The organism is Paludibaculum fermentans (assembly GCF_051172195.1).
GTDB lineage: Bacteria > Acidobacteriota > Terriglobia > Bryobacterales > Bryobacteraceae > Paludibaculum > Paludibaculum fermentans_A.
Map to the genome: position 1 here is coordinate 546,168 of NZ_JBPJAQ010000002.1, position 17,149 is coordinate 563,316.

The 17,149-nt window shown below is 61.8% G+C and carries 8 protein-coding genes; 5 read left to right on the forward strand and 3 right to left on the reverse strand.

What is annotated here, in order from left to right; genetic code table 11:
- Positions 1–659: 659 nt before the first annotated feature.
- Positions 660–1,952 (reverse strand): epoxide hydrolase family protein, encoded by a 1,293-nt coding sequence (locus tag ACR9Y2_RS28830; protein ID WP_435045334.1) that lies wholly within the window; start codon positions 1,950–1,952, stop codon positions 660–662.
- An 87-nt stretch (positions 1,953–2,039) separates the two neighbouring features.
- On the reverse strand, positions 2,040–7,511 hold the full coding sequence (locus ACR9Y2_RS28835) for a sigma 54-interacting transcriptional regulator (protein ID WP_435045335.1): 5,472 nt from the start codon (positions 7,509–7,511) through the stop codon (positions 2,040–2,042).
- 697 nt (positions 7,512–8,208) lie between these two features.
- Here ACR9Y2_RS28835 and ACR9Y2_RS28840 point away from each other — a divergent pair.
- The 5 genes from ACR9Y2_RS28840 to ACR9Y2_RS28860 all read left to right on the forward strand — a co-directional run bounded on the left by ACR9Y2_RS28840 (position 8,209) and on the right by ACR9Y2_RS28860 (position 15,951).
- Positions 8,209–8,874, forward strand: a complete 666-nt coding sequence (locus ACR9Y2_RS28840) for a hypothetical protein (RefSeq protein WP_435045336.1) — start codon at positions 8,209–8,211, stop codon at positions 8,872–8,874.
- A 254-nt stretch (positions 8,875–9,128) separates the two neighbouring features.
- Entirely contained in the window at positions 9,129–12,389 is a 3,261-nt protein-coding gene (locus ACR9Y2_RS28845) for a PAS domain S-box protein (protein ID WP_435045337.1), read from the forward strand.
- Between the two features lie 101 nt (positions 12,390–12,490).
- Positions 12,491–13,195, forward strand: coding sequence for a hypothetical protein (locus ACR9Y2_RS28850; RefSeq protein ID WP_435045338.1), 705 nt, complete (start codon positions 12,491–12,493; stop codon positions 13,193–13,195).
- A 3-nt stretch (positions 13,196–13,198) separates the two neighbouring features.
- On the forward strand, positions 13,199–14,881 hold the full coding sequence (locus ACR9Y2_RS28855) for an HD-GYP domain-containing protein (protein ID WP_435045339.1): 1,683 nt from the start codon (positions 13,199–13,201) through the stop codon (positions 14,879–14,881).
- The gene (locus ACR9Y2_RS28860; protein WP_435045340.1) at positions 14,878–15,951 is read left to right on the forward strand and encodes a hypothetical protein; all 1,074 of its coding nucleotides are present in this window, start codon (positions 14,878–14,880) and stop codon (positions 15,949–15,951) included. Before ACR9Y2_RS28855 ends, ACR9Y2_RS28860 begins: the two co-directional genes overlap by 4 nt.
- On the opposite strand, the gene ACR9Y2_RS28865 is transcribed toward ACR9Y2_RS28860, so the two are convergent.
- Entirely contained in the window at positions 15,948–17,147 is a 1,200-nt protein-coding gene (locus ACR9Y2_RS28865; protein WP_435045341.1) for a redoxin domain-containing protein, read from the reverse strand. The two genes, ACR9Y2_RS28860 and ACR9Y2_RS28865, sit on opposite strands and share 4 nt — an antisense overlap.
- Positions 17,148–17,149 lie beyond the last annotated feature (2 nt).

Here is a 17,149-nt window from a genome sequence, read left to right on the forward strand (position 1 = left end):
TCAGAAGCCAGAGCTACTCCATGGGCAGAAGCTCGTTATCGTGCACCTCACCCGGCCCGCTGAATCCTAGCCTGGGCACTCCCTCCGAGAGAACGCTTCCGGGCTTCCAGCGGCCACATGACTGCCGCTTCCTCTGGTTCGGCACAGCCTGGCTGACATCCGGTTCCGTCACGCACCAGATCGCCGCGAAGGCAAACTTCCTCGACGGTCCTGACTGACAGCCAAATGTTGCTCCGGTCAAATGCACCATCTAGGCTCATCGCCGGTTAAGAAGCAGCGGGCGGAAGCAGAAACCGCATCCGCCCTCCGATGCGAGGGATTGACACAGAGCTCCAGTCCAAGGCAGGATCGATTCGCCCGGCCCGCCGCGCCGCGCGGGCCCAAACTGAAAACGAGAGCCACCTGGCAACGTTGCACTGCGGGTGACTGTGGTCCCGCAACGCCATTCACTGAATCACCGAAACGAGCCCCTGATGCCAGCTCTCTTGCACCTGTAAATCCTCCTATGCGTCTGGGATTCGTGCTGCTGGTCGAGCGCTGCTCGCAGCACCGGGAGCCACTCTCAGATGCAATGGCGGAGGCCACGAACGGCGCCTCGCCGCGGAGATGACAATCCCTGCAGAGTCTGTCCTCCGCGGCGCGCAGGCGTCCGCTTTTCGTTACTCGCGCAGAGAACTGAAGCCCGCGCGCATTTCTTCGGACATGAACTTCGGCTGCTCCCAGGCGGCGAAGTGTCCGCCCTTGGGCAGTTGGTTGAAGTGAATGAGGTTGGGATAAGCCCGCTCGGTCCAGCTCCGCGGAGCGGGATAGAGTTCGTCTGGGAAGACGCTCACGGCAACCGGGATGGAGACGCCTTTGGCATTGAAATACCCCTTGCCCCAGTATTCCCAGTAGAGACGAGCGCCGGAAACCCCGGTGTTCGTCAGCCACGCGATCGTGATGTTGTCGAGAATGTCGTCGCGCGTCAGTCCCTCCAACCCGCCGTCGAACACGCGAGCGATGAGCGCCAGGCTGCGAGCGTCATGATCGAGGAAGTACGCGGCTAAGCCGACCGGCGAATCCGCAATTCCATACAGCGTCTGCGGTCGCAGCCCCATCTGGTACCCGTAGCCAATCCCCTTCTGATAGACGAACTGCAGTCGCTCGTACGCCAGTTTCTCCTCGGCTGATAAACTCGCTGGCGCCGGCGCACCGGAATAGGCCGCGCCGTCGATCTCAGCTGGATAAACACCGGGCATGTTGGTGTGGATGCCCAGCAACTCCGGTGGTGCCAGAAGTCCCATCAAATCGACGACGACCGCGCCCCAATCGCCGCCTTGCGCTACGAACTTCGAGTACCCGAGCCGCTGCATGAGCACGACCCAGGCGCGAGCAATTCGGTCCGGGCCCCACCCGGTGCTGGTGGGCTTGCCCGAGAAGCCATAACCCGGCATGTTCGGAATCACCACGTCGAACGCGTCCGCCGCGGTCCCCCCATGCGCCGTCGGATTGGTCAGCGGCTCGATGAGCTTGAGTTGCTCGACAATAGAGCCGGGCCAGCCGTGCGAGATGATGACAGGCAAAGCATTCTGGTGCTTCGAGCGCACGTGGATGAAGTGGATGTCAAGACCATCGATTTCGGTGATGAAGTTCGGCACGGCGTTAAGCCGCGCTTCGATCTTGCGCCAGTCGTAATCCGTCGCCCAGTAGCGTGCAAGCTTCTCAACGGTTGCGAGCGGCACGCCCTGGGTAAAGTCCCCGACCGTTTCTTTCTCGGGCAACCGGGTGGCGACGATACGTCGGCGCAAGTCGATCAGGTCTGCCTCAGGGACTTTGACTTGGAATGGGCGAATCGTCGTTGACTCGACCACGTTTGCTAGCTTTGCTGTTGTCATTACTGTCTCCTTCGCAGCCCACTTCGCAGCCGCGTGTTGACGTGTCTCAAAGCACGCAGTCCGCCTTACCTGATTCATTGCATTTGAAGGAGATCCGACTCGGGATCGACTGGTGAAAATGGCGATGATGGTGATTTTGGTGAATTTGGCGGATCTGGGGAGGATTCAGCGAAACTTAAAGTCCGTCTTGCTGATGCCCAACGCCTTGATGCGATGGTCAAGCGTCGACGGGGGCACTCCGAGTCTCGCCGCAGCGCCCAAGCGCCCGGCCACTCGGCCCCGGCACTCGGCGAGCGCCGCTTCGATGGTCTCTCTCTCTCCGCGCGGCTGGCTTGGCGGTAGAGCCGGCGCGGCCACTCGAGGCCGGGGCTGCGCCGTTCGGGTCGCCAGCCAGGCAGGGTCGACGGCAAACACCTCGCCTGCGCCCACAATCACGGACCGCTCGATGACGTTCTGCAGTTCACGGATGTTGCCCGGCCAGTCGTAGTGTTGCAGCAACTCTAGCGTCTTCTTGTCAATCGAGTTGAAGCGCTTGCCCGACCGGGTCGCGAAGATTTGCACGAAGTACTCGACGAGCATCTGGATGTCGTCTGCTCGTTCCCGGAGCGGTGGCACTTCGATGGGAAAGACATTCAGGCGATAGAACAAATCCTGGCGGAAACTTCCGTTAGCCACGGCGGCCGTCAGATCTCGGTTAGTCGCCGTGATGACTCGAACGTCGACACGAACCGTCTGCGCGCCTCCAACCCGCTCGAACTCGCGCTCCTGCAGCACTCTGAGGAGCGCCACCTGGGTGTCGAGCGGGAGTTCACCCACTTCGTCCAGGAAGATCGTGCCGCCATCGGCCAGTTCGAACCGGCCGAGCCGCCGTTGGAGGGCGCCTGTGAAGGCTCCTCTTTCGTGACCAAATAGTTCCGACGAAATCAGGGTGGGCGCCAGAGCGGCGCAGTTCACACTGACGAACGCGCGTCCTGACCTCCGGGATCGTTTGTGAACAGCGCGAGCGATGAGTTCCTTGCCTGTTCCCGTCTCTCCGAAGATGAACACGGTGGAGTCCGTCGGCGCCACATTGGTGATACGCGACAGTGCCGCCTGCAACGGCTTGGAGGAGCCAACAATTTCCTCGAACATCGACACCCGGTCGACTTCGTCGCGCAGGGCCAGGTTCTCCCGGTAGAGCTGATCCTTCAGCGCGCTGATGCGCGCCTCGCGCTCCTGGAGATCGGTGTAGAGTCGCGTGTTCTCCATGGACATCGCGGCGCCCGAGGCCAGCAACTTTAGGACAGCCATGCGCGCGGGTGTGAACGCGTGGGGCGTAAGGCGATTTTCGAGATACAAGACCCCGAGTAGCCTGGTCTGCTTGAGGAGGGGAAGGCAGAGCACGGAACGTGGGCGGTGCTCGCGAATGTACTCATCTGACGCGAAGATGTTCTGACCTCCCGCATCGTGTAGGAGTACCTTCTCCTTGGTTCGCAGAACGTACTGGAAGACCGAACCCGGAAGATCGGCAGCCGTCACGCTTGCCTGCCTCATGACCACGTTCAAATGATCGCTGCTAGTGGTTACCTCCGCCTCGATGCGATAGTCATCCCCTACAGGAAGAATCAGGAGGCCTCGTTCGGCGCCCGCATGCTCGATGGCCGTGCGCATCAGCGTGTCTATCAGCTTTTCCAGCACGATCTCGCCCGCCACGGCTTCGGATACCTTGATCACGGTCGCCAGATCGAGGTGCTCGACTGGCGTCTGGATCGTCGCGGTCGCGTCGGGGACCACTCCTGCGGTTCCGATCTGAGGATGCAGTTGCTCGAGTTGTTGAGCCTTGGCATCAGCTCCCCATCGGCGATAACAGGAGCGGGCATCGCGGAAATAGGTCGTCGCGATTCCCTCAAACCCCCTCGCAGCATAGAAGCAACCCGCACGCTCGTTGGATACCGCCGCGTTGTGCACAGAGCCGTTCGCGTTCGCCAGACGAATGGCATTCTCGTATAGCGTCTCCGCGTCAACGATCCTGCCTTCGATACGCGCGACTTCCGCACGAACGAGCGTGGCGCGTTCCGCAAAGTTGGCCGGGCAGTGTTCTGCCCATACCTCGAGTTGCGCGTGGTGAGCCGCCAACGCATCCATTTGCAGAGCCTTGCCGTCCGTATCGGCAGACTCCAAGCCTCCAGCGTGGGCAAGTGCTGCATAAAAGCGGTAGTCCGCCGTGACGATTTGAGATGGTGCTGTCCACAGCAGCCGCTGCGCCTGCTGCGCGGCAGCGACGGCCGAAGCGAAGTCTCCGGCAAAATAGCGCGCCTGCATCTTTCGTGTCCAGTAGCAGAACTCGGCGAGAGATAACATTGGATTGCCCGCCAACTGCCGCTCCGCGTCCAGTTCGTCGTACTCGTCGTAATTCAGCGACCCGAACTGCGCGGTGGATCCGCGAAGCGTCCGGACAAGTCCGAGCTCCGATCCGCAGACGTGAATCACATAGCCGAAGCCCACTCGCTTACCGAACGCGAGACCATTGTCGGCCTCCGCTTGAACCTCGACAAGCGGGTCTCCCGCTATCAGATAGTTTGCGACTAGCTGTTCCCCGCGGTAGGCGGCAAATGTGAGGTCGCCGGCTCGATACGCGAGGTCAAATGCACGGCGCACGAGGTCGCGTTCGGTTGCGACATGCTTCGCCCATGGGACCACGCCGTTCGCGAATGTAATATAGGTCCGGGCCTGATAGCGCGTCAACCCACGCTTCTCCACCAGATCGTAGCCGAGCTGACCGAAGCGATAACCATCTTTATAGTTGTTGAACTGCGGCCCGGCCAGCATGGAGAACCACGCATAACCGAAGCAGGAGCCATCGCAGTTGCCGTACTCAAGACTGAGACTCACCATGCGGCAAACAACGAGCGCCATTAGCTGATCGTCGTAGAACAGCGTGGGCGTCACGATTTCACTGAAGACATCCAGGGTGTCAAGGAATGCGGCGTCGGTCGCCAATGGTAGGTCAACCAGTTGTTCAATCGTCCGGCTCCCAAGCAGAGCCCAAATGCGTTCGTACTCCGGCATTGCGTCGTCGCGGGTTGGATGACTGGGCCACACAGTCCCCTGCTCGCGAAGCCAGTCCAGGAATACCGCCACTCCGCGATCACTTTGATCCGATGCGGTGTACAGGGTGAGTCGGAGACGCGTCACTATGCAGAAGTCGTGACGATTCCTGGTACGTTGCACCAGTCGCGAGAGTCGATCCTCCGCGGCGCCCATGTCGGCGGTCAGGAGCTCGCACTCGGCCATCAGGTATTCAATCGCGAAGACGAGCGCGTAGTTGCTCTCCCAGGTCTCCTCTGTCAGAAGAGCGCTGCCGGCCCTGAGGTACTTGAGTGCCGAGTCATATGCCGTGGCATTCTTCGCCCGACGTCCAGCGATCAGATTAAGGTCGGCGATCCATTCCCGCTCTTTGGCCGGCGCGACAAGGTGCTTGCCGCGATTGAGTTGATTGACGATTTCGAAGATGGCTTCTTCGAGTCTAGTCGGAGGCGTGCGGGTTGCGAGCAGGGTGCCGATGCGCAGGTGCGCCTCAGCACGCTGCTCCTTCGGGATCAGCGAGTAGGCCGCTTCCTGCACCCGGTCGTGCAGGAAGCGATACGAATTGTCCGCGCGAAAGATGAGACCCGACCGCACTGCTTCCCAGAGATGGTCGTGCATATCTGCCGCTGTGCCCGGATAGGCCATCTGCATCATCTCGAACTCTGCGCTATTGCCCATGCAGGCGAACTGCTGAAGAGCTCGCTGGGTTTCAGTCGGCAAGCGATTCAACTTCCCGACCATGAGATCAACGACGTTGTCCGTGAAATCCTTGGCATAAATGCGCGGAAGGTCCCAAATCCACGCCCGCTCGCCGATGTCGAACGTGAGCAGGCCTTCATCCGCCAGAGTCGAGATGAACTGAATTGCGAAGAAGGGGTTCCCCGTCGTTTTCTCGTGAATCAGTTCCGCCAGCGGCGCCGAGCGTGCCGCTACGCCGTGGAGGGCATCCGCCAACAATTGCCCCAGATCGTCGCGGCCAAGCGGCGTAAGCACGATTTCCTGGATCGCTGCACCGGCCTTGCGGATCGCATCCAATTTGCGCATCAGAGGGTGGTCGGCATTCACCTCGTTATCCCGATAGGCGCCGATGAGAAACAGGTGTTGTAGGTCGCTGCCCGTTAATAGATCTTCGAGCAGGTTGAGTGTCGCCGGATCAAGCCATTGCAGATCGTCAAGAAACAGCGCCAGCGGGTGCTCGGGGCGAGCGAAGACCGTAATGAACCTCCGAAACATGAGTTGGAAACGTCTTTGTGCTTCCTGCGGTGGAAGTTCGGGCACCGGTGGCTGTTCCCCGATGACATGCTTCAATTCCGGGACGAGATCGACAATCAACTGCCCATTCGGCTCCAGCGCCTCCCGAAGCGCGTCACGCCATTTGCCCAGGTCAGCGTCGGTCTTGCTAAGGAGCGGCCGAATCAGGCCTTGGAATGCCTGCGCGAGCGTGGCATACGGGATGTCGCGCTTGTACTGATCGAACTTGCCGGACGCAAACAGTCCGCGCGGAGGGACAAGCGGCCTGTGGAGTTCGTTTACGACCGCCGACTTGCCGATGCCGGAATATCCGGAGACCAACACCAGTTCCGGCCGCCCGCCTGCGACGACTCGATCGAACGAGGTGAGCAGGGTGTTGATCTCGCCGTCCCGCCCGTACAGCTTCTCGGGGATCATGAGGCGATCCGGTACGTCGTGCGCCCCTAGAGCGAAATTGTCGATCAGTCGCTGAGACTCCCATTGCGACAGGCAATGGCGCAGATCGCTCTCAACCCCCGCCGCGGTCTGATAGCGCTCCTCCGCCGTCTTGGCGAGCAGCTTCATCGTGATCGCCGAAACCGGAACCGGCACACGGCTCATGCGCTCGGCGGGTGCCACCGGTTGTCGGGCGATGTGGGAATGCACCCATTCCATCGGATCGGATGCGGTGAACGGCAGGCCGCCAGTCAGCATCTCGTAGAACATGACGCCGAGTGAGTAGAGGTCGCTGCGAGAGTCGATCGAGCGATTCACTCGTCCTGTCTGCTCTGGCGCCATATAGGCGAGCGTTCCCGCAACGAACTCGGGGGGCTCGGGCGACTGGCGTTCGCGTGGGAGTCGTGAGGCGATACCGAACCCGGTGAGCCGGACGAGACCGCTATCCGAGTCTACGAGAACATTGGCAGGCTTGAGATCCTTGTGGATCAGCCCACATCCGTGGACTCGGCTGAGGACTCCGGCAAGGGCTGTGGCCAGTCGCAGGAACTGCCCAATCTCCATCGGCTGTTGGACGAGGCGATCCAGGGGTGCGCCTCCGGCGTAGTCTACAACCAGCATCGGCTGTCCGCGCTCGCGGGTGAAATCCACCGGCCGCAGTGCCCAAGTGGCGTCCAGATGCTCTCTCAGTTCGTACTCGTGAGTGAGGCGGCTGACAGTCTCGAGGTTCGGGCGTTCACCGCTGGAGGGGAGTGGTATAAACGCATGTATCTCGCTTGCGGCATCTTTCCGTCTGAGTTTGCAGAAAGCACGGCCAGCGTCTCGCCACAGCACGTCCACCAGGTCGTCTTCCCATCCGGCGCCTAACAACACGGATGCCTTCATCGCGCCTGCCCGGATCTCAGGACGAGAAGTTTTAGGACGTTATCAACTTCATACTGCATGATGAATTGAATCTCCTCGTCAGGAACGTGCGAGTTGTAGGTGCGCCAAAAACTAGCCGGGCACTGTTTGCAGTCGTTTAGGTCTTCTGTCGGCCCACTCCTGAACGCAGAAGCTACGATCGCCTCTGCCGCTCTCGAGAGTCGGATCCAAGCGCGGTGAGCAGTGGTGATGCCCAGGTTGATTGTTCCACAATCGGCGTTCCAGTTAAATCGGTACTGAACCGTACACAGTCAACTTGAATGGGCGATGACAGTCAGCCTGAGCCGCATTCGAAATGCCAGGCCGTATCCAATTACGTGCGGCCGCACCCTGCTTTCTCGTCAGGTCCCCACCGAATTCTCAGCAGTGCTCTGATCCTGGTCAGCCCCACACAAATCGACTTGAATCGCCCAATGGAGATCTTTCGCCCTCGCTCCCTGTGAGGCGCTCGCCCGCGGACTGCCGCTCGCCCCGGACCCGCTTTCTCTCCAGTTTCGGCATTTTGCTTTTTCCGATCACAGGAGTTTCAGAACTTTATTTCCTTTATTTGCAGTGCCTGTTATCGAAGAAAAGGCAAAAACGGATTGACTCCCCCCTTTAACCTGGATGCAGGTCGGCAGCAATGCCGGCCTTTTCTATTTCTAAGGAGACTTTCATCATGGCTTCCGCCGCTCAGATCACCGCCAACCAGGCCAATGCCCAACGCTCCACCGGGCCCGTCACCGCCCAGGGTAAAACTCGTTCCGCCCAGAACGCCCGCCGCCACGGCCTCACCGCCCGCTCTCCCCACATCTCGGAAGAGGACCGCGCGGAGTTCGATGCCCTCCAAGCCCGCCTCCATCGCGACACCCGTCCCAAGTCCTGCCTCGAAGAAGAGGTCTTCCACCGCATCCTCGCCCATACCTGGAACCTCCGCCGCATCGAAACCTTCGAGTCCGCCATCCTCGCCGAAACGGACCCAATCGACTTCTCCGAGGCCGATGCCGCTCGTCTCAACCACTTCACCCGCTATCGCCGCGACCTCGAACGCTCCCTCTATCGCGCCATGAACGAGCTCCGCAAACTCCAGACCGAACGCGCCGCCCTCCTGCTCCAGAATCCCTTCGCCATCCACGCCATCGCCGAACATACACCCATGGCCGAAGTCACCGCCCTGCAGCCTCTTATCAAGGAGTTCTTCTCCGGAACCCGCGTCGAACAGGTCATCGCCCAAACCCGCTTTGTCTCCGGTATCAAGACCGCCGTGCAGTTCACCCGGTCGTTCTCCGCTGCTTGGCTCAAGCAGGTCAGGGCAGCCAAACCGTCGAACGAAGCCGCGGCCTGAACCTTTCAAGTCGGCCCGCCCACACGTCATAGCGCTGGAGCTCCGCCGATTGCCTAGGTTTTTACTCTGAATGAACCTTCATGGGAAATAATTGAAAAGCTTCGTCATCCAGGTGATAGTAATGAGATTCCACTTTGTGCCGGTAAAGCTTCGTGTTAGTTTATGGACTGCTGTGAACCGGCCTATTGCACCCGAACTGGGATCCCTGCGGCACCGCACCCAGGTTATCGGTGTGCTCAAGCGAGGAGTGTGTCTTGAGCCGGCCCGATGATTGTCTCGCGCCTCCCCTCGTCCGGGAGGAACAGTTCCGCCACGCTGTAGAGAACTCGGAAGCGGGGTACTTCCTGATGAATCCCGACGGTACCTTCCGCTGGGTGAATCCTGCCTGGCTCCGGCTACACGGCTTCTCTGACCTCTCACAGATTGTGGGTCAGCCCTTCAATGTGACGTTGCCTCCCTGCGACGTTCCGCAGGCCGAGGCTCTGATGACCCAGGTGCTTGCCGGTAATCCTGTGCGCGCGGGCGAATTCTCGCGCCTCATGGTGGACGGCCGGCTTGGCTACCACACCTTCACGGCCTACCCGATCGTGGAAGACGGCGCCGTCACGGGCATTGAAGGGTTCATCGTCGATAAAAAGGCCATTCAAAACCTCGAGGAGCTCCATCGGATGCTCTTCGACGAAATCATGGATGGCTTTGCCGTGCTGGAGCCCGTCGCCGATCACCAGGTACAAGTGGCCGACCTCCTGCTGCTTGCCGTGAATCCCGCCTTCGCCCGCTGGGCGGCTCGGCCCGCCGGCGAGATCGCGGGCCATTCCGTCCGTGCACTGTTTGCCGAAACGAAGCCGGATTGGGTGGAAAAGGGCGCTCTGGTGCTGGCAACAGGAGCTCCCGCCCGCTTGGACGTCTCATCGCCGGAATTGGGGCAATGGTTCGAATTGCTCTTGTTCCGCATCGCCCCCGGCCGCCTGGGCCTCATGCTCCGGGACGTCACGGAACGCCACCGCGTCGACGCCGTACTCCAGGAAAGCCACCGGCTCCTTCACGCCACCCAGGAAATTGCCGGCCTCGGTAGCTACGTCCTGGATATCGCCACTGATTCCTGGACCAGTTCCAGTGTCCTCAACGAGATTTTCGGCATCGATGAGGCCTTCAAAAGGACCATTGCTGGTTGGGTCCAGATCGTTCACCCCAACTTCCGGCAGGCCGCCGCCGATCACTTCACCAACCACGTGGTCGCACGCCGCGGCCGCTTCGATCTCGAGTATCAGATTGTTCGCATCTCCGATGGCCAGGTCCGCTGGGTACATGGCCTCGGGGAACTTGTGTTTGGTGCTGATGACCAGCCCATCCGCATGATCGGCACCATCCAGGACATCAGTGTGCGGAAGCAGCACGAGACTGAGCAGGAATGGTCCGTGTCCTTCCTGCGCTTGCTCAATCGGGCCGGCAGCCTGGATGAACTCGTCCGCAGCGTGATTGACTTCCTCCTCTCCATCACCGCAGTCGAATCGGCGGCTATCCGGCTCCGCGAGGAAGACAGGTTCCCCTATCTGCACTCCTCCGGCCTGCCCGATGCTTTGAAATGCCCTTGGGATTCTCCCTTCCAACAAACCTTCGAGGATCCCCGGCTGCTTTGCCTCTGCGGCGCGGTATTGTCCAGCCAGGTGGACCACAGTCATCCCCACCTTCGTCCCGATGGTTTCACCGCCGAAGGCAGCTTCTATACGTCATGCTCCCCGGCGGAGTCCCGCTTCGAGCCCGGCGACGCCATCCGGCTTCGCCCAAATTGCCCGTTGAAGGCTTTTGAAAGTCTGGCTCTCATCCCGTTCCGCTTCGGTGGCCGCACGCTAGGCCTGCTGCAATTCGGCGATCGCAATCCCGGCCGGTTGGAAGGCCGCTTGATTCCCCTGCTCGAACGCCTGGCCGCCAGCCTGGCCATTGCCCTTGAGCAGCGGCTCGCCCAAGCCGCTCTACGCGAAAACGAAGAGCGCTACCGCATGATCTCCGAGAATACTGGCGACGTCATTTGGCTTTATGACCTCGCGGCCGAATGCTTCACTTACATCAGTCCTTCCGCCCGCCGGTTCAGCGGCTTGCCGCTGGAGGCTTCCATGCGGCGCAGCCTGGAGCAGGTGCTCAGCCCGCGCTCCTACGATGTCGCCCGGCGCAAACTCAATCAGCGCATCGCGGAGATTGAGTCGGGAGACCTCACCGCCGTGCATGCCGTGGATGAGTTCGAACAAATTCGCGCCGGAGGCGGGCTGGTCGATACTGAAGTCGTCACCACCCTGTTGTTGAACGCGCAGGGGCGCGTGCACAAGATCCTCGGCGTCAGCCGCGACATTACAGAACGCAAACAAACCGAGGCGCGCCTCATGCAGGCGCAGAAAATGGAATCGGTGGGCCGTCTGGCAGGCGGTGTCGCCCACGACTTCAACAACCAGCTCACTGTCATCAATGGATATAGCCAGTTGATACTCGCGACGCTGCCCGCCGGCAGCCCGCTCCGGTCCCACGTCGAACAGATCTATGCCGCCGGCGAACGGGCCGCCAGCCTCACGAAACAGTTGCTGGCCTTCAGCCGCAAACAGATGATGAATCTGCAGTCGCTGAACCTCAATCAGGTCGTCCTCTCACTTCAGCCAATGCTCACCAGGCTCGTCGGCGAGGACGTCGAGGTCCGGGTCATTGAGAGTCCCGGCCGCGCGGTGGTGAAAGCAGACCTCCATCAGATGGAGCAGGTCATTATGAACCTGGCCGTCAATGCCCGCGACGCCATGCCGGCCGGCGGCGTGCTCCTGATCGAAACCTCCCATGTCGATTGGTACGAACTCGCCCTCATCGACCACCCGGACCGGCGGCCCGGCCGCTTCGTCCGCCTCGCCGTGGGCGACACCGGCCACGGCATGGACGAGCCCACGCGCACCCGCATCTTCGAGCCGTTCTTCACCACGAAAGAAGTCGGGAAGGGCACCGGTCTCGGACTCTCCATGGTGCAGGGCGTTGTGTCTCAATGCGGAGGCATCATCGAGGTGCGCAGCACCCCTGGCGCCGGCGCCACCTTTGAAATCTACCTCCCCGCCGTGGCGGCCGAGGCTCCCCTGCAAGGGGATGCGATTTCCGCCGCGCCGCCCGCCGGCACGGAAACTGTCCTCGTCGTGGAGGACCAGCCCGCCGTCCGGCAGTTCGCCGCCGAGGTGCTCGTCTCCTACGGCTACTCCGTGATCGAAGCCTCCAGTGCCAGCGAAGCCCTCGAAATCGCACGCGCGGGCCGCGTCGTCATCGACCTGCTGCTCACCGACGTCGTCATGCCCGAGATGGATGGCGTCGAACTGACACGCCTCATTCGCGAGATCTATCCGGACATCAAATGGCTCTACATGTCGGGCTACAGTGGCGCTGCCATCTCCGAACGAAGCCATCTCGATATGCGCAGCGAGTTCATCCAGAAACCCTTCAATCCCGAACAGCTCGCCCTCAAGGTGCGGGCGGTTCTGGTTCGCCAGGACTAAACAAGACCGCCGCAAACTCTCAGTCACCTTAGGTCCGCACCCTAGCCGATTCAGGTCAATCTCCTATAGTCCGATTACGTGGCATTGTCGATCACTTCGTCATGATTGGTGGTGCCGTCCGGTTCGTCCTCCTGCTGCTGCTCGCCGCGACGGTCGCCCCTGCTGCCGACATCGAGGGCAACATTCTGATTCTAAGGAAGTTAACGAAGCGCACCGTCACCGCCTCGGCAGGCTCCTATCAGCGCGGCACCGCCGTCGAACTCGGCCCCGATCCCACCGTCGACCCCCTGGCCTACGAGCGCGAGCACGTCGTCGTCTATCTGGAAGGCGCCCTCGGCTCCAAACCCGTTAACGCCACCATTGAGCAGAAAGAGCGCCGTTTCTCGCCCGATCTCCTCGTCGTCCCGGCCGGGTCCACCGTCTCATTCCCCAATCTTGACCCCATCTTCCACAACGTCTTCTCCCTCTCGAAGGCCAAGTCCTTCGATCTCGGGAACTACCCCCGGAACCAGTCGCGCAGCGTCCCCTTCCAGAACCCGGGCATCGTCTTCGTCAACTGCCACCTCCACCCCAACATGGCAGCCGCAATCGTGGTCGTGCCCAACCGCTTCTATGTGCGCGGCGACGCCGAGGGCCGCTTTACCCTCGCCCAAGTCCCAGCCGGCGAGTACACGCTGGTGGCCTGGCACAAGACGGCCGGCTTCTTCCGCCAGAAGGTCCAACTCCCTGAGACCGGCACCGTGAAGGTCCAGTTCTCCATCCCCCTGGGACCGGAAACCACCGCCCGGCACGTGCACGACAGGTAAACCATGCGATTTGCCACGCGCACATTCCTCTACTCCTTCACGCCCTTCGCGCTGCTGCTGACGGGCAGTTTCTGGGCCATCCAGGAGATGGTGGAGTCCACGGTCCACGAACGGCTCAGCGCCGCGCTGCGCGACACCCAGTCGACCATCGCCCGCGTCCGCTCGAAGGGCGAACTGCAGAACAGCCGGTTCCTGCGCGTCATCGGCGAGAACGCCGCGCTGAAGGCCGGTCTCCAGTTGATGGCCGTCGAACCGCAAAGCGCCGACGCACGCCGCACTGTCGCGGACCAGTTGCGCGATGTCGGCGAGAAGCTCGGCTTCGACCTGCTCACCGTATCGGATACCCAGGGCAAGCCTCTGGCCGGAGTCATCCGGTCCTCCGGACGTCTCATCGAAATGGACACGGCCGCCATCCAGCCGCCCGGCCGCGGCTTCCTGAACCTGGAAGATCGCACCTACCAGGTCACCTCTATTGCTCTCGAACAGGCCGACGAACTCATCGGTACCCTCGCCGTCGGCGAGACCTTTGATTTCTCCGGCTTCACCACCCCGGCCGTACTCACGCGCGACGGCAGGGTCCTCATCTCCAGTGTTCCGGGCATCGCTACGCCGCTGGTCGAAGCGGCTCTCAAAGCGTGCCTGCCGCAGGCTGAATGCAAGGTCAAACTCGGCGGCGACACCTACCTCTCGCTGCCGCTTGAAAGTGTCACGTTCGGCGATGGCTATGTCCTCCGCAGCCTGCAGAATGTCGACTCCGCCATCGGGCCGGTCCACGCCATTCTCCGCCAGGTGTTCCTCGTCGCCGGACTCGGCGCCCTGCTAGCCGCCATGGTCGTCAGCCTGCTGGCTTCGCGCTCCATCGTCAAGCCCATCGCCAGCGTCGCCGAGCAGTTGCGCGAGTGCGCCACCACCGGAAGGCTGCCCGAGTTCCAGACAACGCCCGGCGCCACCTACGAGATCCGTGAATTCACGCGCAGCTTCAACCGTGCCGCGGCTTCCATCCGCGAGGCTCGCCAGTCGCTCCACCGCGCTTATGTCGAGTTCAGCGGCTCACTCGCCAATGCGCTGGACGCCCGCGACCGTTACACCGCCGGCCATAGCCGCCGCGTCAGCGAAATGGCCTGCGCCGTCGCCCGTGCCATGAACTTCAGCACAGAGGAGCTGGAGGAGATGCAGATCGGCGCCCTGCTCCACGACATCGGCAAGATCGGCATCCGCGACGCCGTCCTGCAGAAGCCCGGGCGCCTCACTGACGAGGAGTTTGACCTCATCAAACAGCACCCCACCATCGGCCGCCGTATCATGGAGGGTGTCCAGGGCTTCCAGCCCTACCTTTCCATCGTCGAGCTCCATCACGAGAACTGGGATGGAACCGGCTACCCGAACGGCCTGCTGGGCGAGGAGACACCGCTGCCGGCCCGCATCGTCCATGTGGTCGACACCTACGACGCCATGACCACGGACCGGCCCTATCGCAACGGCCTGAGCCACGACGAGACCCTCTCTTGGCTGCAGGAGAGCGCCGGGCGCCTGTTCGATGCCCGCGTCGTCGAGGTCTTTACTCAACTCGCGCCCGCTTTCGCGCGGCGCCGCGCCGAAGGCTTCAACCTCGAGACTTCCATGCTGAGCCTCGTCGAGGCTGTGGCCGATCCGCCGCTGCCGGCCAGGGAGTCGAGTGAAGTATGAGACTTGCAGTCCTCATCCTGGCTGCCTCCGGTAGTCTACTGGCGCAGGAGGCCAATTCCGGTTTCGAGATCCGCACTTCGCTCAGCGCTGGCGGCTTCTTCAGTGACCGTCTGGCCGTGCAACCGCGAGACGGCGCCCCCGCCACGGCCGGTGCCCGCGCGGTCTTCTATCCGGCCTGGAAGATCAACCGCCATTGGTCCGTCGCCGGCACCTACCAGGTCTATACCAGGCCCTACTTCTACGAACAGTTCAACACCCAGGGCCACGGCTTGAAAGGCGATCTCCTGCAGGCTCACCTCAGCTACTCCCAGTTCTGGAAGAACGGCTCGCTGGTGGTCCGCGCCGGGCAGCTCTCGTCCGCCTTCGGGTCGTTCCTGCTGCGCTATGACGACATGGCCAACCCGGTCATCGACATGCCGGTGACTTACGGCTACTACTACAAGCCCATCACCACACTGGGCCAGGCCGGAGCCCAGGCCGACCTCACCCTCGCGAAGTTCGACCTGCGGGCCCAGTTCGTCAACTCGTCCCCGGCCAACCGCCGCAGCGTCTTCGATTCCGACCAGTACGGTGCGTGGGCCGGCGGAGCCGGTGTCACCCTCACTCAGGGCTTCCGCGTCGGCGTCTCCGCTTACCGCGGCCCTTACCTGCACCGCGAATACGCCTTCTACCGGGCCGGCGAAGCGAAGCCCCGCGATCTGCCCGGGTCAGCCTACGGCTTGGATGTTGAGTGGGCGCGCGGCCATTGGGATGTCACCGGCGAATGGCAGAAGTTCCAGCGGGCCTACCGCGTCGTCCCGTTCCTCAACCAGCACTCCGGTTATGGGGAAGTCCGGCGTGTGCTCCACCCGCGCTGGTATGTGGCCGGCCGGGCGGGTTACGTTCGCTCCAGCCGCAACCCGGCCAACGACATCTACGAGGTGGCGGTCGGCTACCGCCCCAACGCACACCAGTTGCTCAAGGTGGGCTATCAGATCCAGCACGGACCGGCTACGCCCGGCACCACAGGCAATACGTTCGCCATTCAACTGGTCACCACGCTGCGCCTGGTCTCGATTGCCAGGGACTAGAAACCCACACCCTTCAGCACCGCCATCAGGTCCTCTTTGCTGCGGGAGCCGCTGAGGAAGCGCACCACCTGCCCATTGGCGTCGATGATGAAGATGGTCGGAATCGAGCGGATGCGGTACAGGCTATGGGCCTTGCGATTGGAGTCGTCCAGGGTAGGGAAGGAGAGTACGGCTTCCTTCGCATACTCGTTCGCGATGCTCTTGCCTTCGTCGTTGACGCCGTAGACGTACAGTCCCTTCTTGCTGAGCCGGTCATAGATGTCGGCCAGCCCGGGCAGTTCGCGGCGGCACGGCCCGCACCAGCTTGCCCAGAAGTTCAGCAGCACCACCTTGCCCCGCAGGTCGGACAGCCGCACCTTCTCGCCGTCCAGGGTCTTCAGCTCGAAATCAGGAGCGGGTTTATTCAGCAGTAGCGAACCGGTCTGGCCGGGAATCGGCACCGCATCCACCCGCTTGGCGTTCTTGGGCGGCGCGAACTCGAAGGTGGAATCCGGCACCGCGTCGTCCCACCGGAAGCTCGTCAACTCCAGCGTCATGCGGATCAGGGTGCGCTCACCTTCGCTGCTCCGCGTATTCGCCCACACCATGTGTCCGATGTCCATCGTCTCCGGCTGCACGGCCATCTCAATGTAGGTGCGCCCGTCCCGCTGGTGCTCCTTGGACATCACCCGCAGCAGCGGCCACTTCTCCTTGCGGCCTTCGAACTTCACGGCAGCGACGCCGTTCTGGTCCGCACTCTCGGCTGTTTTGAACATGCTCGCCAAACCCGGCACAACCATGCGCGTGAACGTCTCGGCCAGGTCCCGTTCATTGTCCGAATCGCCGGCCGCTTCCTCATTGTCGAGCGGTGCGCCCTCTTCTTCCGTGAATTGCTTCAGCTTGGGCACAAATGCCCAGCTCTTCTGGCCATTGGAGATGAGCTGATACTCATCCTTTTCCTCCGCCTCGATGCGCAGGAACGACTTGCCTTGAGGGCCGCTGGCGAGCTTGAATTTGGCTTTCGACAGCATCCGGGACGCGTTGTTGCCCCGCTGTCCCTCGAGCACCAGCGTGCCCTCCATCAGGTAGCGCTTGGCCCGCTCTGCCCGGATAGCGACGTTCTTGATTGTCCTGCTGAGCTCGGCTTGCGATAGCTCCTGGGCCGATGCCAGGGATAGAAATACTGAAAAGGAAAGTATTACGGAAAGTACACGCATTC